Annotated in this window: 33 protein-coding genes; all 33 read right to left on the bottom strand. The window is 45.5% G+C overall.

Annotation, left to right across the window (positions count from 1 at the left end; genetic code table 11):
* Positions 1-465: hypothetical protein (locus tag ACYQ2N_RS02150; protein WP_459997297.1), on the bottom strand; the 465-nt coding region annotated here is incomplete at its 3' end.
* A gap of 14 nt (positions 466-479) precedes the next feature.
* A complete protein-coding gene (locus ACYQ2N_RS02145; protein WP_459996659.1) occupies positions 480-1,052 on the bottom strand; it encodes a baseplate wedge 1 family protein in 573 nt (190 codons plus the stop codon).
* A 9-nt stretch (positions 1,053-1,061) separates the two neighbouring features.
* Positions 1,062-2,237 (bottom strand): baseplate J/gp47 family protein, encoded by a 1,176-nt coding sequence (locus ACYQ2N_RS02140; RefSeq protein WP_459996660.1) that lies wholly within the window; start codon positions 2,235-2,237, stop codon positions 1,062-1,064.
* Entirely contained in the window at positions 2,238-2,603 is a 366-nt protein-coding gene (locus tag ACYQ2N_RS02135) for a contractile injection system sheath initiator (protein WP_459996663.1), read from the bottom strand. It lies immediately after the preceding gene.
* A complete protein-coding gene (locus ACYQ2N_RS02130; RefSeq protein ID WP_459996665.1) occupies positions 2,600-3,136 on the bottom strand; it encodes a Gp138 family membrane-puncturing spike protein in 537 nt (178 codons plus the stop codon). Before ACYQ2N_RS02130 ends, ACYQ2N_RS02135 begins: the two co-directional genes overlap by 4 nt.
* Before the next feature lie 9 nt (positions 3,137-3,145).
* On the bottom strand, positions 3,146-4,564 hold the full coding sequence (locus ACYQ2N_RS02125; RefSeq protein WP_459996667.1) for a phage protein: 1,419 nt from the start codon (positions 4,562-4,564) through the stop codon (positions 3,146-3,148).
* Positions 4,561-4,902 carry a phage baseplate plug family protein gene (locus ACYQ2N_RS02120; protein WP_459996669.1) on the bottom strand — a complete coding sequence of 114 codons (342 nt, stop codon included), beginning with the start codon at positions 4,900-4,902 and terminating at the stop codon, positions 4,561-4,563. The genes ACYQ2N_RS02125 and ACYQ2N_RS02120 overlap by 4 nt, the downstream gene beginning before the upstream one ends.
* 128 nt (positions 4,903-5,030) lie before the next feature.
* A complete protein-coding gene (locus tag ACYQ2N_RS02115) occupies positions 5,031-5,762 on the bottom strand; it encodes a DUF4352 domain-containing protein (RefSeq protein WP_459996671.1) in 732 nt (243 codons plus the stop codon).
* Positions 5,763-5,821: 59 nt separating this feature from the next.
* A complete protein-coding gene (locus ACYQ2N_RS02110; RefSeq protein WP_459996673.1) occupies positions 5,822-6,391 on the bottom strand; it encodes a phage baseplate protein in 570 nt (189 codons plus the stop codon).
* Complete coding sequence (locus tag ACYQ2N_RS02105; protein WP_459996675.1) at positions 6,388-7,881, bottom strand: hypothetical protein; 1,494 nt, start codon at positions 7,879-7,881, stop codon at positions 6,388-6,390. Before ACYQ2N_RS02105 ends, ACYQ2N_RS02110 begins: the two co-directional genes overlap by 4 nt.
* Positions 7,874-8,005, bottom strand: coding sequence for a DUF6889 family protein (locus ACYQ2N_RS02100; protein ID WP_459996677.1), 132 nt, complete (start codon positions 8,003-8,005; stop codon positions 7,874-7,876). Before ACYQ2N_RS02100 ends, ACYQ2N_RS02105 begins: the two co-directional genes overlap by 8 nt.
* A 32-nt stretch (positions 8,006-8,037) precedes the next feature.
* Entirely contained in the window at positions 8,038-8,463 is a 426-nt protein-coding gene (locus ACYQ2N_RS02095; RefSeq protein ID WP_459996679.1) for a phage tail assembly chaperone, read from the bottom strand.
* A gap of 14 nt (positions 8,464-8,477) precedes the next feature.
* Positions 8,478-8,912 carry a tail tube family protein gene (locus tag ACYQ2N_RS02090; RefSeq protein WP_459996681.1) on the bottom strand — a complete coding sequence of 145 codons (435 nt, stop codon included), beginning with the start codon at positions 8,910-8,912 and terminating at the stop codon, positions 8,478-8,480.
* 11 nt (positions 8,913-8,923) lie between these two features.
* Positions 8,924-10,039, bottom strand: a complete 1,116-nt coding sequence (locus ACYQ2N_RS02085; protein WP_459996683.1) for a DUF3383 family protein — start codon at positions 10,037-10,039, stop codon at positions 8,924-8,926.
* Positions 10,020-10,583, bottom strand: a complete 564-nt coding sequence (locus ACYQ2N_RS02080; RefSeq protein WP_459996685.1) for a phage neck terminator protein — start codon at positions 10,581-10,583, stop codon at positions 10,020-10,022. Before ACYQ2N_RS02080 ends, ACYQ2N_RS02085 begins: the two co-directional genes overlap by 20 nt.
* Positions 10,583-10,942, bottom strand: a complete 360-nt coding sequence (locus ACYQ2N_RS02075) for a hypothetical protein (RefSeq protein WP_459996687.1) — start codon at positions 10,940-10,942, stop codon at positions 10,583-10,585. Before ACYQ2N_RS02075 ends, ACYQ2N_RS02080 begins: the two co-directional genes overlap by 1 nt.
* Positions 10,943-10,946: 4 nt before the next feature.
* Positions 10,947-11,519 carry a phage virion morphogenesis protein gene (locus tag ACYQ2N_RS02070; protein ID WP_459996689.1) on the bottom strand — a complete coding sequence of 191 codons (573 nt, stop codon included), beginning with the start codon at positions 11,517-11,519 and terminating at the stop codon, positions 10,947-10,949.
* Positions 11,513-11,998 carry a DUF4054 domain-containing protein gene (locus ACYQ2N_RS02065; protein WP_459996690.1) on the bottom strand — a complete coding sequence of 162 codons (486 nt, stop codon included), beginning with the start codon at positions 11,996-11,998 and terminating at the stop codon, positions 11,513-11,515. The genes ACYQ2N_RS02070 and ACYQ2N_RS02065 overlap by 7 nt, the downstream gene beginning before the upstream one ends.
* 11 nt (positions 11,999-12,009) lie before the next feature.
* Positions 12,010-12,333, bottom strand: a complete 324-nt coding sequence (locus ACYQ2N_RS02060; RefSeq protein WP_459996692.1) for a hypothetical protein — start codon at positions 12,331-12,333, stop codon at positions 12,010-12,012.
* 29 nt (positions 12,334-12,362) lie between these two features.
* Positions 12,363-13,388 (bottom strand): DUF2184 domain-containing protein, encoded by a 1,026-nt coding sequence (locus ACYQ2N_RS02055; protein WP_459996694.1) that lies wholly within the window; start codon positions 13,386-13,388, stop codon positions 12,363-12,365.
* A gap of 14 nt (positions 13,389-13,402) precedes the next feature.
* On the bottom strand, positions 13,403-13,918 hold the full coding sequence (locus tag ACYQ2N_RS02050; RefSeq protein WP_459996696.1) for a structural cement protein Gp24: 516 nt from the start codon (positions 13,916-13,918) through the stop codon (positions 13,403-13,405).
* A gap of 2 nt (positions 13,919-13,920) precedes the next feature.
* A complete protein-coding gene (locus ACYQ2N_RS02045; RefSeq protein ID WP_459996698.1) occupies positions 13,921-15,195 on the bottom strand; it encodes a DUF2213 domain-containing protein in 1,275 nt (424 codons plus the stop codon).
* A gap of 12 nt (positions 15,196-15,207) precedes the next feature.
* Complete coding sequence (locus tag ACYQ2N_RS02040; RefSeq protein WP_459996700.1) at positions 15,208-15,702, bottom strand: hypothetical protein; 495 nt, start codon at positions 15,700-15,702, stop codon at positions 15,208-15,210.
* A gap of 86 nt (positions 15,703-15,788) precedes the next feature.
* Complete coding sequence (locus ACYQ2N_RS02035) at positions 15,789-16,628, bottom strand: phage head morphogenesis protein (protein WP_459996702.1); 840 nt, start codon at positions 16,626-16,628, stop codon at positions 15,789-15,791.
* A gap of 14 nt (positions 16,629-16,642) precedes the next feature.
* Positions 16,643-18,301 carry a phage portal protein gene (locus ACYQ2N_RS02030; RefSeq protein WP_459996704.1) on the bottom strand — a complete coding sequence of 553 codons (1,659 nt, stop codon included), beginning with the start codon at positions 18,299-18,301 and terminating at the stop codon, positions 16,643-16,645.
* Positions 18,298-19,584, bottom strand: coding sequence for a PBSX family phage terminase large subunit (locus ACYQ2N_RS02025; RefSeq protein WP_459996706.1), 1,287 nt, complete (start codon positions 19,582-19,584; stop codon positions 18,298-18,300). Before ACYQ2N_RS02025 ends, ACYQ2N_RS02030 begins: the two co-directional genes overlap by 4 nt.
* Positions 19,568-20,362: a phage terminase small subunit gene (gene terS / locus ACYQ2N_RS02020; RefSeq protein ID WP_459996708.1), complete on the bottom strand. Its 795-nt coding sequence runs from the start codon at positions 20,360-20,362 to the stop codon at positions 19,568-19,570. Before terS ends, ACYQ2N_RS02025 begins: the two co-directional genes overlap by 17 nt.
* Positions 20,363-20,467: 105 nt before the next feature.
* Positions 20,468-20,626 carry a hypothetical protein gene (locus tag ACYQ2N_RS02015; protein ID WP_459996711.1) on the bottom strand — a complete coding sequence of 53 codons (159 nt, stop codon included), beginning with the start codon at positions 20,624-20,626 and terminating at the stop codon, positions 20,468-20,470.
* Complete coding sequence (locus ACYQ2N_RS02010; protein WP_459996713.1) at positions 20,623-20,811, bottom strand: hypothetical protein; 189 nt, start codon at positions 20,809-20,811, stop codon at positions 20,623-20,625. Before ACYQ2N_RS02010 ends, ACYQ2N_RS02015 begins: the two co-directional genes overlap by 4 nt.
* A gap of 446 nt (positions 20,812-21,257) precedes the next feature.
* On the bottom strand, positions 21,258-22,010 hold the full coding sequence (locus tag ACYQ2N_RS02005; protein WP_459996715.1) for a DEAD/DEAH box helicase family protein: 753 nt from the start codon (positions 22,008-22,010) through the stop codon (positions 21,258-21,260).
* Entirely contained in the window at positions 22,007-23,086 is a 1,080-nt protein-coding gene (gene dnaN, locus ACYQ2N_RS02000; protein ID WP_459996716.1) for a DNA polymerase III subunit beta, read from the bottom strand. Before dnaN ends, ACYQ2N_RS02005 begins: the two co-directional genes overlap by 4 nt.
* Positions 23,087-23,099: 13 nt before the next feature.
* Entirely contained in the window at positions 23,100-23,741 is a 642-nt protein-coding gene (locus tag ACYQ2N_RS01995; protein ID WP_459996718.1) for a radical SAM protein, read from the bottom strand.
* Between the two features lie 33 nt (positions 23,742-23,774).
* Positions 23,775-24,181, bottom strand: a 407-nt coding sequence (locus ACYQ2N_RS01990) for a hypothetical protein (protein WP_459997296.1), incomplete at its 5' end; no start/stop codon positions are given.

Raw genomic sequence — 24,181 nt, 5'->3', positions numbered from 1 at the left:
CTTTTCCCGGACATAATAGCTACCGGCTGAAGTCAGATCTATAGCATAGAGATAAACATTATTCGCATCGGCTACAGCAGCCTTTACGATCCAGGTATGTCCTGCTATCGGCATATTTGCGACGTTAGCAGTGCAGGTGTAGACTCCATTTTGCCACACATAAGTATTGGCATCTATTCCTGTGTCTAGGGCAGTTGCCCCTCTTTGAGCGAATGAATTTTGAATTACCGTAGTTAAGGCCGAAGCATCAGCATCACTTACAGTCTGACCTTGGTTAGCCATGTATTGCGCTATGGCCGCCACCATCACGGTCACTTGTCTAAAAAGCTTATTATGCATGGCCGTTTTAGCTATACCGTTTTGAAGGCCGCCAGTTCTCTGGGTTTCGGCAGTATAAGTCGCATCATCTTGGGTGTTAGCCACATCCGTGGGATTAAAAACTAAAAAGTTAGTACTTCCAGGCAATTAAATCCCTCCTTTTAGAAGTATTGAGCCCAATATCCTTCACCATAGCCCTTCAAGTCTGTGGCTTCGATTCCATAGGCAAAGAATGGATTAGAGGAATAAGCGAAACTGATATTCACGCCTTGGGGTTTTGGTACAATATACCCGTTCGATGTTAAGTCTTTTTGTATTTGCGAAGTTAACCCGATAATTAGAGCATTCATCGTCATGTCCTGGTTATCTTGAAGGATAAGATAGGCATCAGTGAAAAGGGTATTCCAGAGATCATATATCTGTGGAATTGTCCCATCCCACAGGTTTTGCAGGATCTTCGCTTGCAGGATGAGTCTATAGGTAGTGTCGTCCAGGACAGGGCTAGAACCGTCAGTAGGTTGAAAATTTACCGTCCTTTTTACTCCAACGATTTCACCAAGGGTATCCAATTGTACTCCCACTGCAGTATCGAGATCAAAATATAAACTGAGATTAGCCGCCAAAGTCACTCCATCATCTAAGATGCTTAGAGGAGCTGTTAACCAGTCCATGAACTTTTGTTTATTCTGGTGCTCAGAAGTAATTAAATTGAGATATCTTTGAACATCCGGCATAACTACCTCCTAAGTTATATTCACTGTGACATACGCCGTATTGCCCCGGACAGCCTCGTTAAACGCTGTTGTGATGTCTGCAGTTCCCTGAACCCCTCCATGTCTTGCTGCAGTGATCGAAGTCACACTGAAAACCGAGCTAGATAGATTTTGCGCCGATAATGCTGGTCCAAAGAAATTGTTTACCGGGATATCGTTGACGCCCATGCTCATCCCATTTAAAAAGGCGGCTATTGCCGCTTGAATTGCTAAGGTCGTTGCTGTTGTATATCCGGATAGTTGCTTGACATTGACTACTACATCTATGTCTACATAGGTAGGTCGATAAAATCTAATAGCGTTCACCTGCCCATATTGATCTGTTACATTGACCGAAGTTGTACCATTCGTATAGCCTCCAGGTCCTTTTTTGTTGAATATCGCTTGAGCTATGTCGGCATCTGCTCCTCCTTCGACAAGCGCGGTAATACTGTGAGGTGGGAGCCCGTTTACATCAGCAACATTAGTGTCATTTTCATAGACCTGGAACCTGGTCACATTACTAACTGCAGCTATGGCTCCTTTTGTACCTTCCAGGACCGTCCGGCTCGGCAACGCTGTACTAATGGCCTGCCGTGATTTAAGTTGGGAATCTTTTTCAGTTGCTACTCCTGGGGTTGCTGCGTTAGCGTTCGTCACTGAGGCCCAGCCATAAGTCGGAGTTGTAATAACATTTATATCTCCTGGATTCGCGTATATAGCGCCTGCAGCCTGGCAGGTAACGGTGGCATCAACCGTGCCCCCTGTTCCTATTGTGATACTTGATGGCAGATTCCATTTATAATTGCTTTTATCTTGAGCAACACCATTGTTTATTACAGTATTTGGAGTCCCCGTTAGAGTGACTACTGCAGTTGAATATGTCGAGGCGATTCTTGCAATTCCATTGAGTTTTACAAGCGTATCCAATCCAGCCCCTATCGCCGTAACCGGACTATGGCTATCATATGCAAATTGAATAGTTTGAAGAGTGTCATTGATTTTTGCGGCCACCACAGAGATCCATTGGTAGTCTTGTGAATCGACACCCAAATAAATATCTTGTCCAAAGATGTTTTTAGCCTGCTGGATTAAATTATCGAGGATGTCTTGATATGTCGGCAAATGAAGTCCTGTCGCATCAATATAGGGTGCAAAATAGGCCATCTACAAATTCACCCCCGATACAATAACATTCTGGCCGGTCGTTGTTTTTACAGTACAACTGGTTATTGTGTATTTTCTGTTCTCGTAAGCGCTTTTGAAGTCGGTTACCTCAGCAACTCCTTCCGTGGCAAGTATTCTTTCCTTAATGAGTAAATCGGCAGCATTAAGGTGTTCGGGTGTTCCGGATTGGCCGAGGATGTTTTGGAATAAAGGCAATCCTTCTGATTGATTTTCCCACCACTCCGCTTTGAACAGAAGCAGATTTGTTTTTATCGCTTGTGCTACTGCATCGGCATCAAAAAGAAAATCTTGTATCCCCTTGCCAAATGAGTAATCACCATTTGAATCTAAAGCCCGGTATTTCATAGCGGCACCCCATTCTTTGTTATATTTCCTCTGAGGTCGATTCCGCTTGACGAAATGTCAATGCACTGGGCTCCATCTTCGGTTCTGAGTTGTGCTGAAGTTGTGCTGTAATTCGTTATTCGCTTCGGCTGGCTCCATGTCCCCAAGATGGCGAAGGCATCGCTTAAATCATGCCGGCGCTTCTCTGCTTGTGTCTGCACGTCTCCATAAACCCACCACGCATCGATGCACGAGTCAGCGAAGATTACAAGGCATTCATCTCCTTGCTGTATGGCCATCGTTAGTACGATACCCCCGGCTCTCGGTATGACGATAGGCACGTCAAGAAGCAGAGGAAGGCTAACCATTTGGATGTTTCCAGATTGATCAACCACTCTCTCTTTGATTGCCGGCTGAACCATCACCGTCTGCTCCGCTGGATCAAAGCTCTGAATGATTCCCGGCATAGCCACTCTAATATCGGTTCCCCATTTTTCCCCCATGCGTTGGTAGAGTTCATACTCACTATTACTTCTTTCGCCAATGGTTCTCACATAATCACCTCACCAAGGAACTTGTCCTCCGTTTGCTACCATGGCCGGGAGTATACCAGATTGAGTTACAGTTTCAATCTCCGTGTACCAATCGTTCCCACGTGAATCCCCTATATGCGTTACCTTGATAGCTCGATAAATCCCGTCGTGATCTAGTGAAATAGGTTGTCCCTGATCGAACTGTTGATTCCGAATCAAGCTGTTGTCCACGTGTACCAAGGAATTTATCTTTATACGCGGGTTCAAAAGGCACTTGATTTTTACTCCGAAGTCCGACTGCTCCGGTACGCCGATTAACCCGGATTCGGGAGAAAGCTCAATGATTTCGCCTTCCGGAATGTCCTCGGCCCTAATAATATTTACTTTTCCATCTTCCATGTAGTAGGTTGCATTCTCGGATTGAGCGATTTGGCGTAAATAATCCCGGGTGAGTCCAAAGAAAACCTTTCCCCGGGTGAGTGCAGAATCCGATAATGTTGCTGAGATATTTCCGAGCTGAGTTGAGATTGTCGCCTTGTTCGTGAGATTGTCAACGACCGCTCTCGAATTCTGCCCTCGGATCATCGAGAAAGCCGATAAGCTATAATTCAAAAACACGTCCGAATCCGCAGCAACTAAAGTCAGTGTATAGGTTGTCCCGCCTTCTTTATTCCGGATGACTTGTACCACATTCCCATCAAAGATGAGCCCGTATTGCTTTCCTTCATAGCCAGCCTCTACGACTACCCTGTCCCCTTCTTTGATAATTGCGTTTTCAGTTTGGGCTGAAAGATTATAGATGACGATCTCGGAAAATTGCGGTTGCATCTGGATGATCTTCACGCAGTTAAAAGTACATCTCAGCTGCGACACGTCAACAGCTTTTTCTCCATCTAGGCTGCTAACTATGACCCGATATCTTCGGCCATATAAGATTTCCCCAGATTGTGCACTTCCAGGGACAATACCGTAATTTGTGGCCGGGATGACTAAACCGTTGCCCGCTCCCATAAAGGCCGCTTGGTCTGTATAATCAAAGCTCGAATTGTGGTATTTAATCCAGATATTCTCTCGCCTTTTAAAATCAGAAACAGAAATTCCAGGACCAACATATGAGTAAGTAAAGTTTGCCCATACGCCTTGTGCGCTGTCCCAATATTGTTTAATAACTCGTACCGCCACGGCCATACTAAATTGATCGTTTGCAAGGGTGTAATTCGTTAGTGAAGTCAAGTCAGATGGAGGTGTGGGCAAACCTAAAAGTTGAGCCGCATATTCAAAAGCATCCATGTGCCATTTAGACCACACTTGCCCATAGCCGAGGGCATGGCCATTGTCCCCAGTTGTGTTTCTACCACCCGTCTCTGCTTCGACCGTGGCAAACACGATATCCACGGGACAATTTTGTCTGTTGGCCTCTTGTATCGCGAGTGATTTCCAATCGCTCATACGGTGTCCCCCCAGACCAGCAAGAAGTCCGTCCCTAGGTTTGTGGAATCTGGACTATCCATAGAACTATTACCGGCATTGACTATGGCCGCACTTCCAAGCCCCAGGTATTTGTATTGGCCCAGCAGGTCGGCGGCTGGATATTCGCCAGAGAGTAATGGAATCCCGTCTAGGATGAGACTGCCTGTCTTCGGATCAGTTATAGACATCATCCAATAGTTCCCCGCTGAGTTGAAGCGAATCCTCAGCTTCAGAGTTATATTTTTACCGTCTACCGGGATTGTTGTTATAAAGTTCTGGTTGGGTTCATTTGTTAGAGGTATGACTACATATCCCATGACGGCTTACCTCCCACTTGAAGATTCCTCCCTAAAATTAAAACCGGGCCGAACGCAGGAGGAGACGTTCGCCCGGTAAAACAAATAACCTCCTTGGGTAAGGAGGTTCAGGTTGGTAACTAAAAACATTACCCTTGTGTACTTGGGTTAGATTGAAACTGTTTCATATATTGAGTTAAATCTATTAGAAAATGAACTGTATTGGGGGATTTGACGTTAGTAGAAAAGTCCAATGAGAATACTTGATCATTAGTAGTAATTTCAAAAGCTATCTGTCCCCTTCTACTTTCTCCTGGTTTGATTATTCCTTCAACATCACCATTTAGGTACGGGTACTTATATGACGGCAAGTAGGAATAGCCACTTGCATCCCTTAACGAAAAATTATCCCAAAGGCTAACATAATCTTGTTCTGAAAGATTATAAATACCAAAATCAACAATTAAATAATACTTTCCAAGATAAAATACTTTACCAATAGAAGTGGTGTACCCTTTCAATACAAGTAGTTGACTTTTTCCGACGACTACATCTGTCTGAGAACTATATATCTTATCTTCTTCAGCTTGGATAATAGGGTTTTTGGCAACCGCCCTTATTTTTTGCATCGCCTTTTCATAGGTACCACTATCTTGCGAATCTTGGTTGTCGTTCAATTTTACAGGTTCAATGGCGGCGCTTCCTTGACTGGCATTACTCTGTGTCTGTTGTTGATTTGACACGATCCTTTCTGGAGATTGTTTTTCGGCAGATTGCATATCAGTACTGGACTTAGCAAATGAAATATATGCATTCCAAGATACGGAGAAAATGATAAAAATTCCAAGTGCCCAAACCCACTTATTTTTAAGAAATCTCATAATTTTCCCCTCCCTCCGCTAATATAATAACACATATTCGCATTTGAGAGGAATATTTCCTACCGCCAAACCCCTTTAAGTATTTTTTCGGCCTGATACAAAAAGCTCTCATCAGGTTTAACGGGCTCAACGGTTCCCCTATTGGTACTATCTGTGACTTGTGGTCTGGCACTTATTTTTACCGTTTTTACGGTTGCCACAAAAACTTCCCTAAGGGACACCGTGGCCTTAAGACCGTAAAGTGTGGTATAGTCATCTGGCACAGAAATGGTCTCCACAAGCATATTTCCGAAAGATCCCATCCTCGTCATGACGTTAAGCGGGATTCTCTGTTGCTGCAGTTCCGCCAGGACCTGAAACGCAGTGAGTGACCTTGATACCCCTTGGGAAAATTGCCCGCTAACCACTCCTTTAACCGCATCGGACATTCCTATCTGCATAATTAGTTGTACTGGGTTGATGTATGCGTGGTCAGAAATCGAGGCACCGGTTTCGACCGGATGCTCTGTTATTGTTAGTGATCTCGAATAATCCACTTGCAAAAAGGCATCAAAAAAGAAACCACCTATATTTGTTTTAGCGTAGATAAGTTGTTGCAGATTGGGATCGTTGGATGGTAAAGTAATCATCTTACTACCCCCTGGAACGTCCTGGTCATCAAATCGACATTGCTGCGATGAACGGTTCTCACCACCGAATCTGGTTGCGCAGCGCCGTAAATATTGTAGGTAGGTTTCATGGTTACATTATTGGTAGTTGCAATACTTCTTTGGGGATAAAGATAATTCGGGGCTCTGAATGCGGTACGTTGCGCAGCGCCGTAAATATTGTAGGTAGGTTTCATGGTTACATTATTGGTAGTTGCAATACTTCTTTGGGGATAAAGATAATTCGGGGCTCTGAATGCGGTACGTTGTGCACCTCCAGGTAACGCATCATCACCAAAAATACCTTTATTGAATGCTCCGAATTCATCCTTCAAGTCCTGGAACCATTGCGAAAAGTCGCCAGTTATCAACCCTTTGATAAGGTCCACTGTTGCCTTCAAGAGATAGACCACACCTTCCAGCATATAGACCATCCGTTTAATAAAAGTCAATGTATTCTTGGTAAGCATATCTCCAAAATCTTCATATCCAGCCAATTTAGCTAATTCATCTAAGGCTTCCGTTGTAGCCTTTGATACGTCCTTAAAGGAAGTTACTAAACCTGCAAGAGCCTGAATGAATTTATCCAGCTCACCAGAGTCCTTAAAAGAATCGAAGAACTCCTTGACCTTTCCCTCGGTTTTATCAACCCATTCCCAAAGTTGAGGTAGTGCTGATTGACCGCCATTCTTATATGTGTTGAAGTCATCCAGTAGCAATAGCAGTGCGGTCAACCCCGCTATCATCAACCCCAGTGGCCCCATATTAATCAACTTAAACCCGGCAAACACAGCCACAATTGCCCCCAGCGCCCCCCGGATATCCCAGGCGGCTACACCCATTCGTGCAAACCAACTCACGAATTGAGCTACTTTCTCAGTCCATTGAGGCATCTTTTGCTGTATAAGATCATTTATATTTTTTAGATTGGTTCCCGACTTACCCAATACGGGTTCAAGATATTTATTAAGATAATATCCAATCCATTGGAGAGCATAGGTACCTTCGAGTTTAAGCCGTTGAAACTCGAAAGTAATATCTCGTATGGCCTTCATTTCTTGTTCATATTCTTTGCTTGGCATCTGCAGTTCGAAAGCTTCTTTACGTAGCTCAATATACCTTTGCATCAGCTCAGGACTTAGATATAAATCCTGCAGGCTCACTCCGAGTGCTTCAATAGCGTTCTGATAAGCCCGCGCGCTGTCAACCGACATCCACATGCGCCGGGCAAAGATTTGAGTCTGCAAATCTGCTTGACCGAGGTTCATGATAAACTTCGCAGTTCCCACTTCAGCGGCCAGAAAAAAAGCCGTCACCGCAGTACCTGCAACAGCGAACCTTTTTAGAGCGGTATCGGAAAAGCTAGCAATGGATTTTTCAACCGTGTTCATGGCATGTTGAGCCGTGTTCAGGGAGGGAGTATCGACGTGAAATCCTAAGCTAACAAGGTATTGACGGATAACATTAATCACTTTGCTTCCTCCCTGCTTCATAGGCTCTCAGTTCATTTTCGGATTTTACTCTTAGAATCTCATGAGCATCTAACAAATCCCGGAACGTATAGGTCCCGTCCCAAAGCTGACATTGCTGCCACATCCCCGCTATCACTGGGGCGTACAAGAATTCGTTTATATTTTCGCAGTGGGCAGGGATAAATTCAATACCTCGCTCAGAGAAGCTAAGAGGTCTTCGGTAAAAAAATCAGATACATTCCACATTAATGCCTGTATCGTCAGTGCCATAACAAGAGGCGCATTGTTTTCGATGTCCATCACGCCCCAACTCCCATTTTCATTCAGCACTGGTGTGGGCCCAGCGGGCAATAGTTCCGCACAAACGCCCAAACAATCCTTCTGCAAATCCATAAAGTCTTGTTTGCTCATAGTGGGGCTACCGGTTGGGGCAGAAAACCCAAGTTTAGCCCCTATGCCCATCGGCAATACCTCGGCCATCAACTTATAGGCTATATAAGATCCGGTCATGGCATCAAATTTCCCGATACGGAATTTGCGTTCCTTAAACTCAAAGAGTTTGCTTAGTTCTCTCTTATCCATAAAGCCTCCCTAAATTACGCAACATATTGCTGAATGTCGGCAGCCATGAGCGTCCAGTTGACGTTTTGCCCTTGTGCCTGATAAGGCCTATCAGGGAGCTTTTGGAACGACACTCCCATCGCAATGTGAAGATCCTGCATCATTGGTGACCTTACGACAATCGTCGTGGACGCCCAAGCGCTTGCGGCCGCGCTTTCCAGATAATTGTAAAGTCGCAAAAGCCACTTCTGTAGAGAAGAGGTCTGTTGAATGCTGAGCGCCAGTGAACCATTTCTGCCTTTAATCTTCGATACCATCACACTGCCATCAGCTGCTAGTTCGTGCGCTGTACGGTCTGTAGTCATGTTCACCGAAATGCTTCCAACCCCCGCACCGTTGGCGATGAATTGACCGAAGTTGGGATTAGAAATGATCACTGATACATCTTCAAAACTGTAAGTCGAGTACATCCTAATCCTCCTTACCTATTTACCTGGACTTGAATCACAACAGATTCAATAGCCCCAGCGAGTTTAATCGGTACATAGATAGGCGGTGCAATTCGATTCGCCCGATCTATTTCACCTTGGCTGTCAATTGTCTCAGAGAGAATTAAATACCCCTGGGAAAGCATATCGCCGGTATTAAGGCCGAGGATTGGCGGTGCATTCCACACTCCTGGAGCGATGAATTCCCTTGTCCTGGCTTTGTCGCATGGGTCTGTAATTGCCGATACCAAAAGCGCTACGCCACCTTCGGTTTGAGGCACTTTGGTTACACTTGTAAGGAGATCCATCACAGAGAGCTGAATATCATTTGCCAGCATGTCCAGACCGATAACCTCATCGAAATGAGTCCCATCAGCCATAACTCCTTGCTCAAAGAGGTTGTAAGTATTGCCTCGGTTGATGTAGATGTTTCCGTTCAAGCCTTTGATAGTTGTCGCCTGTGCAGCCGTAAGAGCCTCCGGTGTGACCCCGACTTCCTGCTTATACGCCAGAGTATAGGCGCTATTGGCAAGCCCAGTATTTGCCCCCATGGCATAACCGAGAATGGCCGCAATGGCATCAGAATAGGTTGAATATTGTCCAAAGGTGCGTCGGTATTTGGCCGTTTTAAGCGTCTCCATGACATTGCCCGCCGTGCCCGCTAAGACATCAGCATCAGCAGTAGTATAGCCAAAGGCTGAGCTTGGTTTAGCCGTTTCGATGTACGGTGCAATCGCCAAGATATCAGCTTTTACCGCTCCACAAACCATGCAGGCATACCAATCGGTATTTGCTGCCCGGCAAGCCTGAATTGCCTGTAAAGCCGTTTCTGCGGGTACAACTGTTGTATCCCATCGGCCTATTGCAACTTGAGTCGGCGCAGGTTTCTGACTGAAATACAATTGTGCCGCCTTATATTCCGCATCACCTGCGGCAAATCCGGCTTCAATCATATCATCAGTGCCTGTATATACCTTCACCCTGTCTATTGCCGAAATAACCGCACTCGTCCCGATGATTAACCCGAGATTAAATCCCGACCTCACCGCAGCCACCGGGGAAACTTGCACTAATACATTGACAATATCACTAAGTGGTAGGGTTGGCATCTTCTGTTATTCCTCCTTCCGTTTTGATTTGAATATTTGTGCTCTTGATATATGGTACGGTTCCTTGCCTTGTAACCTTTTCGAAAGACTCTGCTACAAGATCGGTTCTGGACCACCAACGGCCACTAAATAATTCAGGAATGCGGGTCGGAGCTGAAATACCCAATTGAAGATATAAATTACTTGCGCTCAAGTTTGCCTTATATAGCCCATTTCTGATAGCTTCAGCGTTCTCATAGCTATTTGGACCGTAGATAATCCAGTAGATTTGATGAGCGCGTGTATACGATATAATCTCATCGGCAAGATCTACCGTATTTTGTGAATAGGTTGTGTCTCGCTGCTGAACGTAAGGATCATTTGACGATTTGATGCGAAGAAAAACCACATCTTCATCAATCCCCCAGGCTGGAGCCCCTCCAGTCGGCCAAGACATACGGACCTTATCAAAACTTCCCGGATCATCAGGATTAAGTCCTAACAGTTGACACGTGAATGCATAGAGAGCGTTTTCTATTTGCTGAAGGGTTAGAATAGTATCCATCATTTGCCCTCCATCATTATACCGAAAGATTTAAAGTAACCGTAATCTTTATAGGGGATAATATTAAAAACCCTGTACCTTTTGCCATTCCATTCGATTTGGTCTGATGTGCCCGGTTCTGTGGAAGCTCGAGTGGCGAAGATTTCCTGAAAGGTATAGAAAACCATAACCCCTGTCACTCGGTCCCCTTCAGGGAGTTGCATAATTTCGTTCGCGTTAGCTGGCATGATAACCCCATCAAAGGGCAACGGGTTTTCAGTTTCTACAAAGCGACCATGATCCCATGATCCCATTCTCCTATAGACGACGAAAGATTGATTAAGTTTTGGGTTAGATAGAACTCTTGATACATCCAGCATTTAATCACTTCTTTCGTACGACATAGGAAATACTTTTGCGTAGCTCTCCGGTGTCAATCATGGGGTTATCGCTTCCCTTTTGTTCCACCGTTAACGGAGAATTGGGCTCCCATCCGTTTTTCGGATTCGTAAACCAATCCCGGACAAGATTTTGACCGAGCATTCCCGCCTTTTCTAAATCCGTGTTCATTGCATCAAAGTCCCCCGAAAGCGCATCGTCTGCGGCCTGTCTAAGCTGTTCGGACAGAATCTTTTGGTTGTCCGGGTCTTCGATAGCTGGTTCAATCATTGGCCTTGGGGGAGAATGCCAGAGAGGGGAACCGTGTTCCTCAAGATACATTTGAAGAGCTTCGTTATATGGTTTGCTTTCGTCCATCTCATTTCTCATCGACTTGCTACGTATCCCTTGGGTATGAATAAAAGCTAACTCTGCATTATTAATTCCCTCGTCTTCGCGGCTACTTTTTTCTTCGGGAATGCCTACTAGAACATCCACTTGGGTCAATGCTTTGAGGTTTTCGAACATCTCTTTAGTTTTGTCACTTGAAACGCTAACCCTTGCGTAGCCCTCTACCACACCATCATGCCACCTCTTGACACTAATTTACCAATAGTAGCTAGTTGGGTCCCATAGATAGTCAATTTCCATGCCGCCCATCCGTTCAGATCGTTAGCTATGGCCGAATAATCCGTGCTGACCGATACATCCCCAACAGATTCTGAGGTATCAAGTCCCTGCGCTTTCCCAGCAGCCAAAACTTGCGCGGCAGAGCTTCCGGCATTCACTGTTCCTTGGAGCCAGAGAGTCGCAAAATGAGCAACGAAATAGCCCATGCACAAAGCCCAAGCGTCATGATAACGTGACTCCTGAAGGCTGGCATTGGCTAAATTGATAAACATCTGAAGGATGGTCGTGGGCACAACATAATTACCGTTTGTGTCAGGTCCAAATTGCGGATAAACAGAAAGAAAATCCCCCAGTGCATATGAGGGATTCTCTCCTGCGCGCAGATTCGAAGCGTTTGACACTATGCTATTGACATCGATATCAACCATAGGACCACCGCCTATTCAACAGGCTTTTGAGTTGCGTCTTCGACAGTATCGCCGGGATTTGAGGGTTCTCCTTTGGTCAATGATTTTGACCCAACCTTATTACCCTTTCCCCTTACGTTGGCAGTCAACTCAGCGTTTTTCTGATCTGCCGCCGTCTGGATGAGTTCGATATCTCCATCTTGCCTCGCCCAGGCAAACATCGGATCTTTTTGTACCCAGTCGGGCAGATCGCAGAATTTCAAAGGAGAAGTCGTGACCTTTTCAGCCACGACTTGTTGACCATCTTTTGATTCGCGTCTGGTAAATTCAAACGCTTTCTTTGCAAATACTCGCATGAAACTTTTTCCTCCTTAAACGTCAGGCATTAAATGCCGTCGTAATATCTCACGGGTTGGAAGTAAAGGAATTTAACCACGCCCATTTGAGCAGCATAAGCCGTAAGATAGGACATTTCCGTAACTACGGGTTGAGTCATGACACGGGAAAGCGGAACTGTGAGGTCAAAGTAAACTTTGTCCTCATCATTGGCATAAGCTACCATCCGGTCTGTCCCGCCCGCACCAGCTCCGATACACCACCGGGAAGGCATAATCGCGAGATCAACACCCTGATTCTTACCGATGTTATTTTCCAAAAGGAACTGCAGAATAGAGATGTTGCCCGCTGAACTGATTTTCGTAGCTACCAAGTAAGCATATTGAGAAGGCGGAATCAGGATATGATTCGGCATACCCGTGAGATCGTATTCGGAAGCCGCCCAGCCAGCTACCATGGCTTGGTTGATGTCGTTTAAGATTTCATCCGGAGTCTTGGTGCTCCACGCAGGAGTGCCAGCCGCACCATTTGCTACGCTGGCAGCAGTTACGCCGGGATCATTGACAATGCCGGTGTTCCCAGCTAGTCCAGTGTACACGTTTTTGTCAATGGTCTTGTTGTAGTTAAGACGAATACCTTTGTCCAAGATATCATCCAATGACCGACCAATGTTCTGCAACTTAGCTTGGTCAACGAAAGGAATCTTCAGGATATTGCCCCACGTAAACACCTTGTAGATATCCTTACCGATATCCGCTTGCATTACTGGAATAGCAGTCGATTCCCCGCCGATGATGCCGCTTTCATTGGAACCAGCAGTGGCATAACTGACATTCATGGTAGAGGTGAACTCAACCCATCCGCCACCGGTTTTAGCAACGATATCACGCGCCCAGGTGACAGAGGCTAATGGTTCGCGGACCTTAGGATCACGCTTCTCGAGTTCACCAACTAAAAAGGCCATGCCTCCAGCTGTAGCCGCGTCCATGGTCATCATTGCGAAGCTTCCACCGCTTGCAACCATTGAATCAATCGTTTTGATGTCTTTGATCGGGTAGGTTTGTACTGCGCTCAATTCTTTACGCCTCCTTATGGTTTATTCCGAGTTAGGATAGACAACTCAGCTACATTGTTAGAATCAATCTTGCCGGTTGCCCATTTGCAGTTTGTTAGCTCAAGTGTGTTGACACCATCAGCAGCAGCCTCAAGACCTCCAACAACTCCAGCTGGGATTGCGACATTTGCGGTAATCCGGACATATACTTTGCCGCCCGCTGTTGGTGTTCCAACATTACACAATACCGCAACATTCCCACGCTCGATTACATCGCATGGCTCTCCAGGATTATAAACTCCTGCAGAACTGTAATAGTCCGCGGTTTGTTTAACTTCGCGGACAGCAATACCTGCTAAATCAGCGGACACATTCGCAGCGCCAAATTTACTGTAGGTATTGTCAGTGTTTAAGACCGCAGGATCACCAAAGGCCGGCCCTGCGGCATCGGTGGCTTTGACTAACCGGTTCATGATGATGCAATCACCATTACGAGCAAAACTACCGGGATACCCCAGGTTCATTGCAATTCCGATTGCTTGTCCAGGCATGTTTACTTCGCCTCCTTGTAGTGCGGGTTGTGTTTTTTGGCAATGTCTTTGCCAAGTTGCGTAAGGTCTTCGGGTTTGGGTTGAGCGTCCTTCGCTTTGGCGACGGCCGCTTGTTGAGCAGCCAGAATCCCAGCATATCCGGCATTTGGTTGCGCTGGCGCAGCGATCTGATCCCGGAAGGTCTTAGCTAGGGCATCAGAGGCTTTCTTGCGTTCTCCAGCGTCAGGGATACTGGCGATAATCGGTCTGACAGCCTTAATGGCTGTTAAGATTGCGTTCCGGTCAGCTCCGGGAATTGGATTCCTTGGCCTTTCTTCAGGATTCGCGACAGGTGCCCCATCTCCCATTGTTTCAGCGGGAATCGTGACAGAATTTTCTTCACTGGCTTGTTCGCCAGGGGCTTCCAATTCAGCAGCAAGGGAATCCAGGGCATCTTTAGGCACTTCTTGATGTACTTGCTTATCGCTCTGGACAAGTTGTTGTACAACTGCAGTCAATCCCTCGATTTGCTTGGCAAGTGCGGCAATGGCCGGATTCTCGGCGGTCTGAGGGGGGTTGTCTACGGCTTTCGGCGGTTCCGCGGTAGGAGTCACTAAGGAATCCTTCGTTTTGTCCTCCGATCCAGGCCCCATTTTTGAGGCTTCAGCCAGTTCTTCGGGTTCTGCGTCTTTGGCAAAAGCAGAAAGCATTTTGCCCCATAGGGTATTGCGGTCTACCTTCATTTTTTTGCTCCTTTCGATTGGTTTAGGTTTTTCATCTTTTATTGCAACGCGGTCACCAGCTCGGCCCGCACTTACAACCGCTACATGGTTGCCTCGAATGTTCACTTGTTGGTATTTGCCGTCTCCGATTGGTTCATAATCGACATCATAACCACAAGAAACTTCACGCTTACCAGCTTCTATTTCCGATATGAGATTTGGATCTTTTATGATCAAATCTGCAATCAGGCAATCTGATTCCTCTCCAGTTCCGGGCCCAACATTTGTTACTTGACCTTTTTCAAAAGAGGAGTAATTGTCCGGTCTGACCTCTGAGCTAGGATGGTTATCCGTAACAGATTTGCCCTCAAAGGAGGCCATAGTAGCTGGGGAGAATATCTCCTCTGGGCTCTTATAGACTTTGACTATTTTGTCAATCATGTCGTTAAGCTTGAGCTCTTGCCCTAGATAGTCATACCAGCCAGTCCGGGTTATCGGTACATTATGACAAATTAAAAAGCCCTCGGGGGTCCGTGTCATGTTCGGACTGAACCGAGAGCCGTAAAAAGCCTTCATCCTTTAATCACCTTACTCTTCGCATCCAAAAACATATCCACTAACTGCACCTGTAGCCGTTACGTCTATTTTCAGTACGTTATCAGCTGCAGCAGAAAGAATTCCATTCCCTATGTTTTGGCTTGCCAGGCCGACTCCGGCAGCCATTAATGGCGTGCGAATAGCTTCGTTTGCTCCATCTTTAAGAATAACGCTACCTGCTACTGATAAACTGAGCGCCCATCCCATCAAGCGGAACTTTTTCCCTGCAGTTGGTGTCCATAAATCCACAGGAGTATTGGCGGTAACAGCAACAGCCGCAACAGTCTTGAATACTATTGGAGTGCGTTTGCGATCAAAGGTTGTTCCGTTAAAAAGTAATTCTGCTGCGCCAACAATAGGTGTGGTCGGGTTAGCGACTCCATCCGCCAAAGCAGCCGCTGTTGGTAATTCGGTATTAACCGGCATTGGATTAGAGGTTCCTACCGCTGCACCATTAACTATAATTTGTTCGTTTGAATCAATCATTTTACAAACCCCCTTATTTTACTTGATTATTATTGATTCTAAGTATCTTATACTAGTAGTGCATCACCCCTTTTCTAACTTAATTCCTATGCCACCAACTGTTCAAACTGGTTTCTTGTCATCATGGTAATTGCACCGTTTCTGAACACCTTATGAGGCCATTTCACATAATCAAGGCTTATTACCGGTTCCGGATAACACCTGCAATTATAAATTTCGCCCGGATTGTACGGTGCCGGTGGATTCTTCTGACCGTCTAATCTTTCTGGCGAAGGAGGGTCTGTCCACTTGACCAAAATACCTTCCATCAGTTCATGGCTATCGCGCACCCGGGAGTCCTTGGATGTGCGCCAGATATACCAGTCTAACCCGATATTCTCGGCGCGGGCTCTTGTAAGTGCGGTTGAGGTTTTGCTCGTTTCAGTTCGGGCTATCAGATTAGCTTTAATTCTGCTGATATCGGGAAGTTTCAGTTGAATATCTTTTGCAATTTCCGATGCCCTACGTCCCTTGAATGTCTCTTCCTGGATATAATCAGTTACCTGTCGAGCTAAATCTAAAGGTAGTGACTTGATTATTTCGGCATTTCTCTGGACTTGATGCACCACCATGCCGCCGACTGGACCTTGCAGTTCTTTCCTTAGTGCCTCATAAATTGACCTCCCTAGAGTGCTCTCCCTGGCTGCCATCCTCCAGGTTTGGCTTGAATCAGTTAAGATACGTGTAACTATTCTTGTAGCAGTAGACTCGGCATAGCGATGGAACCCCATATTTTTAATGAGGTTCTTTATTTTGGCAGTGATATCAAAGGGATCACTCATATCTGTAATTGATTCTTGGATATTATCAGCTATCTCACTTAATGCCTTCTGATATTGGGTTTCGGTTATTCTCTTGGGGCTCCATTGGTCTTTCCCTAATGCCATAAACTACACCCCATCTACCTGCTATGTCCATAACGCTTAAGGTACTCCTCGTCGCTCATTTCACTAGTATTATCTGCCTTGCCAGCTACTGAAGTTCCCGTTTGCAGTCCTGGTTTTAAGCCCCGTTCTTTACCCCCCCCATTCGGCTCAGGCGTGATTTGTCGAGAGGCGGTAGATTGTGCGCTATTTGGACTTTCTTTAGAAGCAACACGAGATGTGTTATTCGGTATTTGCGTGAGAGGTATGTCAAATCCTCCAAGCAGCCCAGTCAAATCTTCTCCAGGGGGATTAATTGCATCGTTCGCCTGTTCTATGTCCTGATCCGTAATATTGCTAAAGAGTCCAGTCATATCAGATGTTTGGCGTAGCTCCTTGAGTGCCACCCTTTGACTAATGAGCCCAGCGTTAAATACATCAATAATTGCCGTCGCTGTTTTACCCGCTAAGTCAGATTTCTCACCGTTATTTGGCCTGCGCACTGGATTAAATTCAAAGTCCAGGTCATCCGGTATAACCCCGAATTCACTGACACACATAATCGGCAAAAGCTTATTTAATACTGGTTTAAGATACGACTCTTGCTTTGTTTCAATGGAATCGTAATAGTTTTGCATGTCGCTTTCGCCTGTGGCATTCATTCCTGCAGGACTCCGGCCAAACAGTTTAGTCACCGGCATTTCTGCTGCTCCTGCGACATCCATCATGAAGTTTTCATAGATATCTGAAAGGCCGGAGAAGGAATATTGTTTGCTTTCAAATTTATCCTTTTCCCCTAAAACATACATACTGAAGTTGTTTAATAACCAATTCTGAGCCTGTACCGTGTTGTATAGATCCTGCTGTGCTTTCTCATTTCCTACAGCCAGAATCTGATCCATACCCTCCATGGAGAGAACGTTAAGATTAGCCCTAAATACAAGATTGGCAATATTCCAGCTTGTGTTATCACGTTTCTTCAATTCATCGAAGGTATGTTCTATCTCTGATGCTCCCCAATACACTTCGGCTTGTCGTTCCCAGAATGGCAACTCTCGACCAGTAAAGCGGAGGAGTCTGCTATGGTGTATCCGAATTGTTCCCCGGATTGCTTCGCTTGTCACTTGATACATATTGGGTAATCCAAATTCTGAGTCCGAAGGGTCAGTCACAAGTTCAAGTTCAGGATATATCCCGGACCATCTATCAACGACTAAAAGCCCCTTAAATGCACCCGGCATAATGGTGTCATAATCAAGGGGTTGTTCGAGTATTCCCTCGTGTCCCTCGATCATGATGATTGCCGCAGCTCCACCGTAAAGGCGGCCCCATTTTAGGCCCTCAAGTATCTTTGCTTTTACGTTGGTTTGACGCTCCATCTTAGTAAGTCGGTCAATATACTCCGGTTGGATCTGACTTTGTACTTGATACCAGTTCTTGCACATATCTTCAGGAATAACGTCGATGATCCGGCGTACTACCCAGTGACTGCGGTAAAGGCTGTTCATGAGCTGATAGTCTTTTGTGAGCCTGGTTAACGGGTACTGTGTTCCCTCAAGCATATTGGGCATACCCCAACCCGTACGAGCCAGGGTATTTTGAAATGCATCACGAGTCATTATGCCGTCTCTTGTTTGCATAGCTGGAGGTTTAGGCTGAGGTTTTACCGCTTGTTTGTCTTTATTTCTTTTACTCAACTTACTAACCTCCGTGCTTTGATTTTCGTCTTGCAGAAATACCGTACACCATCACAAGTGTGGTCTTTAACTTTGACAGGCTTTTCTTCGCCGCGCAGTCTGGCTTTTTCATCCCATGCATAAGATGTGATCTCCTCGCGAGTGTGGATACATTTCTCATGCACCCGATATAACCTTAGGCCAATCATCGAGGACGTTACCCTAATGCCATCGTTTACCTCGTTATCGGCATCTTTTACACGTAGTCCTCTCTGCCGTAATTCGGCCTTAAAACTGGCTGCTGAAGGGTCAAGGATGATTTCATCCGGTATGTCATTACCGATAAATTCAATAAGATCATCGGCATACTGAGAATCTGTTTTCTGCGCCCCTTTTTCCTTACTGTCATAATAATACTCGTCAACCTGCCAGACCGTTTTTCCGTCATCCCAAATATCCAGGAAGACCATGGGATTTGTGGTGCCATAGTCAATTGCTATTGATCTTCTGGCAAGGTATTTTAGTCCCAGTGGCATTTCGTCATCGTTAAAAAGATTCTCCTCGTCGCTCCACATATCATAGATGGCGCCTTCAGCAATGAGCCAAAGTCCGAGGATAAACCTTTTGAAGAAAACACCAAAGTACATCAATTTATATTTTTCTTTGGTTTCTTCATCCAGGCTGGGATTATCGTCCATGATGAAATGTAGATGGAGGATTTTCTTTTCTCTGGCCTTATCTAACCATTGAATTTTGAACCAATGCAACGGGGCATCTGGGTTACAGTTAAACCACCATTTAGCGCCCTTAACACTACAACGACCTGTACCTTGGTTGACAAATGACTCCGGCATTAATGCAACTTCATCAAAGAGGATTCCAGCCAATGTGATACCTTGGATCAGATCCTGACTGCTTTCATCCTTGCCCCCGAAAATATAAAAGTAGTTCGTTTTCCCCCGGAAGGTTATCGTGATAAAGTTAACGGTTCGAACTTCTTGGACCCTATAGCCCCGGATGGTCAACGTCGGTTTTAGCCATTTCCACACGTTACGATGAAATGAACCTATGGATTTTCCACACATGGCAAAGTTCTGTTCATCGAAGGTGTCCATGGCCCAAAATATAAAAGACAATGCCATTGGCACCGTCTTTCCTGCTCTAATCGCCCCATCTGCGATGATACCGTTGTAGTTTTTATATGGGCTTCCATCGCACCACCATTGGAGAATCTTTTTTTGTTTGAGAGAAAAAGAAACGAAATACAGGGCAGCTTTAACGACTCTTTTAATTATCTCTGTCATCGTGCTCACCTGACCACGTATTAGACGCATCAGATTTTAGGGCATCAATAAATCCATCATCAGTTTCTGGATTTTCCGGCTGTTTGATTTTGCCGATCTCTGCTTTTATTTTTTCAACCCTCTGTCGTTGCTCTTCGTATTTTAAGGCTCCAGGTAACATCTCATCATAACGGGCAATCAATTTCTCCAGCGACTGCATCGCTCTGGCCTGGGCTTGGAGAAAGTTCGCGTGTTTATCCCAAGCAAATTGGAGTTCATACTCCTTCTCCCAACTATCGCTTTGGGGACCGCTCGATTCTTTCTCGCGTTTCAAGTGTTCCGTTGTGTCATTTTGGTCTCTCACAAACATTAACTTCTGAGCGCGGGCAATCGCCGTGTACTGGATGACGATGTTTTCCCAAAGGATATCTAATGGACTCTTTATTTCGATGGATTTTACAATGGCCATGGTCTCTGGATCGTCAGGCATAATACGCGAAAAGAAGCCGTGCCGTTCGGCGTTTTTGTTCCTCTCAGGTGCAGCGGCTTCACGGTTTCCCTTGTTCCCTTTTGCGTTTTTACTACCCTTCGGTGCCCCACGTTTTTTAGTAACGTTACTGTTTGGTTTAGTAACGTTACTATTTATTCGTTCATCCCATTTGTCCTGATTTTTCCACTTCCGAATTTGTGTATCTTGAACTTCCAGCGTAGCTGCGATGTCTTTAAGTTTTGTTTTGCCACCGCTTTGCCGCCAGATTTCGAAGGCTTTATCTCGCTTGTCACTTCGTTGCCTTGGCATTACATTGTCACCACCTCCAGGAGTTAATAGTGGACCTGACGGGATTTGCACCCGTGTACAGAGCACTTACCTTTTGCCTACTTTGCTATCGATTTAGGAAACAATCTAAAACTTAGTCGTATCTGCCGCATTTGCAATACCTACAAGGGAGTTTATACTCCGTAGCACTTCCACTTGTTCATACGGTATATCGTATCCTTCCTTAACCGCCTGTTTAATTATTCTAAGCAACTGTTTGATTGCTTCGATTGCCTTTTCGTTCATATCCTTTTCCCTACTTGTCTTATTGCTCCACCAATTCTCCTGTAAGTGTCGTGGCGCATTAATTCCTCTGCTTCCTTTACCGTAATCCAGACTTTCCGTTCTTTCTTCACCGGCTTAACAAATTTCGATAACCGCATAAACACTTCCGGCTGCGTATATTCTACATATTCACCTATCGTCAACATCCGGAATCACACCCTTAAAAGAATTGAGGCCCGGTTTTATCCAGGCCTCTAAGTGAGGGTAAAAGAGATGAGGAGAAACTCAAACGTCAAATATAAGTCAAGGCTTTCGCCTTAATTAGCGAAAAGAGAGGCCTCTAGCTAGCCTCTCTTGACGGGAAAATATTAAGTTGTGGGCACTGTATGATAAAGTTACTTGGCCCTTCAGATTAACTTTGCAAGGGTAAGGATTTGCGCCTTACATAAACCAATTGCCATCTAACGCCGTTCGCAGATTTCTCTGGCCTGTCAATCCGTGGTCACTTAATGGCCTAGCCGTCAACAGGATAATGCGTGTGGTTCTACCCGTCACCATAGCGTCTACCTATTCCGCCACCTTGCACACTACTATCTTACCACGTCCAAACCCAAATAAAGTGCCAAAAAGATGCCAAAAAAGTGCCAAACTCCTAGACCAACCAACCCATTTCCTCGAAGCTTATTTGGTCACGCTTAATTATCCCAAGTGAAACGGCTATTTCGGCCACGAGTTCATCCCTGATTCGGTAATAGGTTCTTAGCGGGATATCAACTTGTCTTGCTACCCACCAGTCTTTATTGTGCCTCTGAAAATAACGAAGGTCGATGATTCTTTTCTCATCAACCCCAAACCCATTACTTGCTATTTCTATTTCTCGTATTTTTATCCGGAGTTCGTTTATTTCCTCTGATGTTTCCCAGCGTTTAGAAACGATGTTCCCGGTTTGATCTCCTGGACCGGTATATGCGGGAGCTAAGGAGTATTGAGCCGTGGCACTTGGCATCTCTGTTTCTAGTCTTGCATTAAGAACTGCTAGCCGTTTTTTATCTAAGGGATATTGATAAAGGCGTTTTACTGTTTCATAGTACCAGGCAGGCCGTTTTTTCTTTTCTTCCAACCTTATGCCCCCTTCCCGTTTAGTTTGTTTGCTGACTGCCAGCGGCGCCATAATTAAAACGTCTTTCCCGGTATGAGCGTATACATGCTTTGCCCATTCCAACTGTTGAGGTGTTTTGCCGAGACCGCAGTCCTCAAAGAGTGCCGCTCTCCCACGTTTTAAGGCCCACTTAACAATGTCCCTTTGGAAAGGAAAGAGTTGCCGACTAATGCTTTCAATCAGTACATCAAATCCCGCACTTGTCGGTTTAATCCGCTTACTCTCTAAAAACTCCTCATACCTCATGCTGTTCTCACCGGCAAAATAATGTGAGTATAGCCTTCTTCCTTAAGCACCATTGGATTATTGGATCCGTTAAATTCAACGTACACATTCTCACCTTCCAGCGCTGATAAGCCATTCAGAAAGAATTTTGAATTGGCTGATACCTCTATTTTTTCTCCTTCGACCTCTGCATCGATGCGCTCATTCAGTCGCCCTGATTGACTTCCTAGCGAAGCAACATCGAACTCTCCGGAATCCCCGGATAGTTTAATTATTTTACTTTCACCTTCTGCAAGGATATTGGCTCTCTCAATTACTCCCTTGAATTCTGACACATTGAGATATACCCGGCTTGTCCATCCTTTTGGTATAACCTTCTTAAAATCCGGGAAAGTCCCTTCGATAGTCCGGGTGATGATTCGCGTCTCTCCCCATTCAAAACTCACAAGATTTTCTGAGCCCTTGATGTTGATGTTCCCCTCCGGAACTAGCCGAAGAATTTCCAATGCAGTCTTAGATGGGATAATGGCCGTAAAATCGCTTTGGGTTTCAGTCTGGCGGGAGAATATCGCAAGTCTATGAGTGTCGGTTCCTACCATGTCCAAGGTCCCGTTTGCGAGTGAAAATAATAACCCAGTGAATACCGGCCGTGCAAATTCTATGGATACTGCCGTGATTGTTCGTTTGATGCCGTTCTTTAGAATTTCTGTCGGCAGTGTGGCAATATCAGTCTCTGTGTCCGGAAGCAGCGGAAACTCATCGGGGTTCATGATCGTAAGCTCAACCTGTGAGCCTCGATATTTTATGAGCAGCTTGTTATCCCGCGTCTCACATTGGATCAATCCGTCCGGAAGCTTCCTGACGATCTCCGAAAAAACTTTGGCTGGGATAACAGCGCCTCCCTCTTCCTCTTGGTCGATGATTGTTCGCTTGGTTTGTATGCCAATTTCCAAGTCCGTGGCCGCAAAGAGTAGGTATCCGGATTCGGCTCGCAATAGGATACCCTGCAAAATAGGTGTAGGTGTTTTCGTAGCGACGGCCTTTTGCACTGTGTTGATGCCGTCGAGTAAAAGTGTTTTGTCGCATGAGAATTTCATAGTTTCTCCTCCCTTAACTTCTACGCTCGTATTTGCCCCATGGAACATTTTTGAAAGCCTTTTTGACGTTTACCCATCGCGTAAAGTCTGATTGATATGGATCGGCTTTGTCGTATGGCATAGCAAACGGCTCAATCCCAAAACTTCTGAGCATTTCAACTCGGTAAAGATCCTCCTCCATTGTGGTATCCCAGCCAATGATGATATAAAACATGATTCTGTGCGGTTTAACATGTTTAGTGACAATCTCGATCCCGCGCCGGATATCTTGCTCGTCAGCCAGGCTATCCCGTGCGAAGTGGATTCTTTTTGAGTCCCAATCTTTTACCTGGGCCAGAATTGCGGCCTTTTCATCATCCATGAGCCTAATATCTAACCCCTGGCTGAAGAAGGTCCTGATTTTGTTATCAACCAACCTCTTACAGGTGTGCATGAAATGCTCGTGATCCCCCGTAAGATTGCCGTCCAGCAGCATGAGATGTTTTTGGCCGCGCCAGAATTGGTCAATATCTGCCACTGCGTGCCAACGACCCTCTTTTTGTGGCACGATACAGAATCCGCAATTGCGGATGCACCCCCGACTTGTGAATCCCATAGCGTAGTCAATGCCATACAAGGAGTAATCAGGGTACTGGATTTCTATTTCGTCCTGCAATTTACTTCCTAGGTCGTACCCACTACCCCCCCCCTACCCCATTGATCTAAACGGTTTTTCTTTTCCCACTATCTTCCTGTGTCCTTTAACTGAATTGCAGTGAATACAAGCAGCTTGGTGGTTGTTAGAGTCCCAGAATAGTGGGTCATTCGGACCGTTATGCGCTTGAATATGATCCACACACTCAGACAAGTTAGTGCATCCCGGCAGTTGTAACTTACAGAACACATTTTCAGGCTGGCTTAGGAACCACTTCGAATACTTATACCAGCGGTAAGTATACCCGCGCTCATGAGCTGAGCCACGTTGCCTATCATAACGTTGGCGCTCCTGTTTGGCATGCTCAGGACAGAAACGCTCTGCTGTTAGGTTTGGACACCCAGGCTTAGAACAGTGTCGCAATGGCTTACTCGGCATCTTTCCACAACCCTTCAATCCCG

Source organism: Paradesulfitobacterium aromaticivorans (assembly GCF_054657415.1).
Note: the sequence above shows the minus strand (reverse complement) of the source record. Positions and strands in the feature narration are given on the sequence as shown.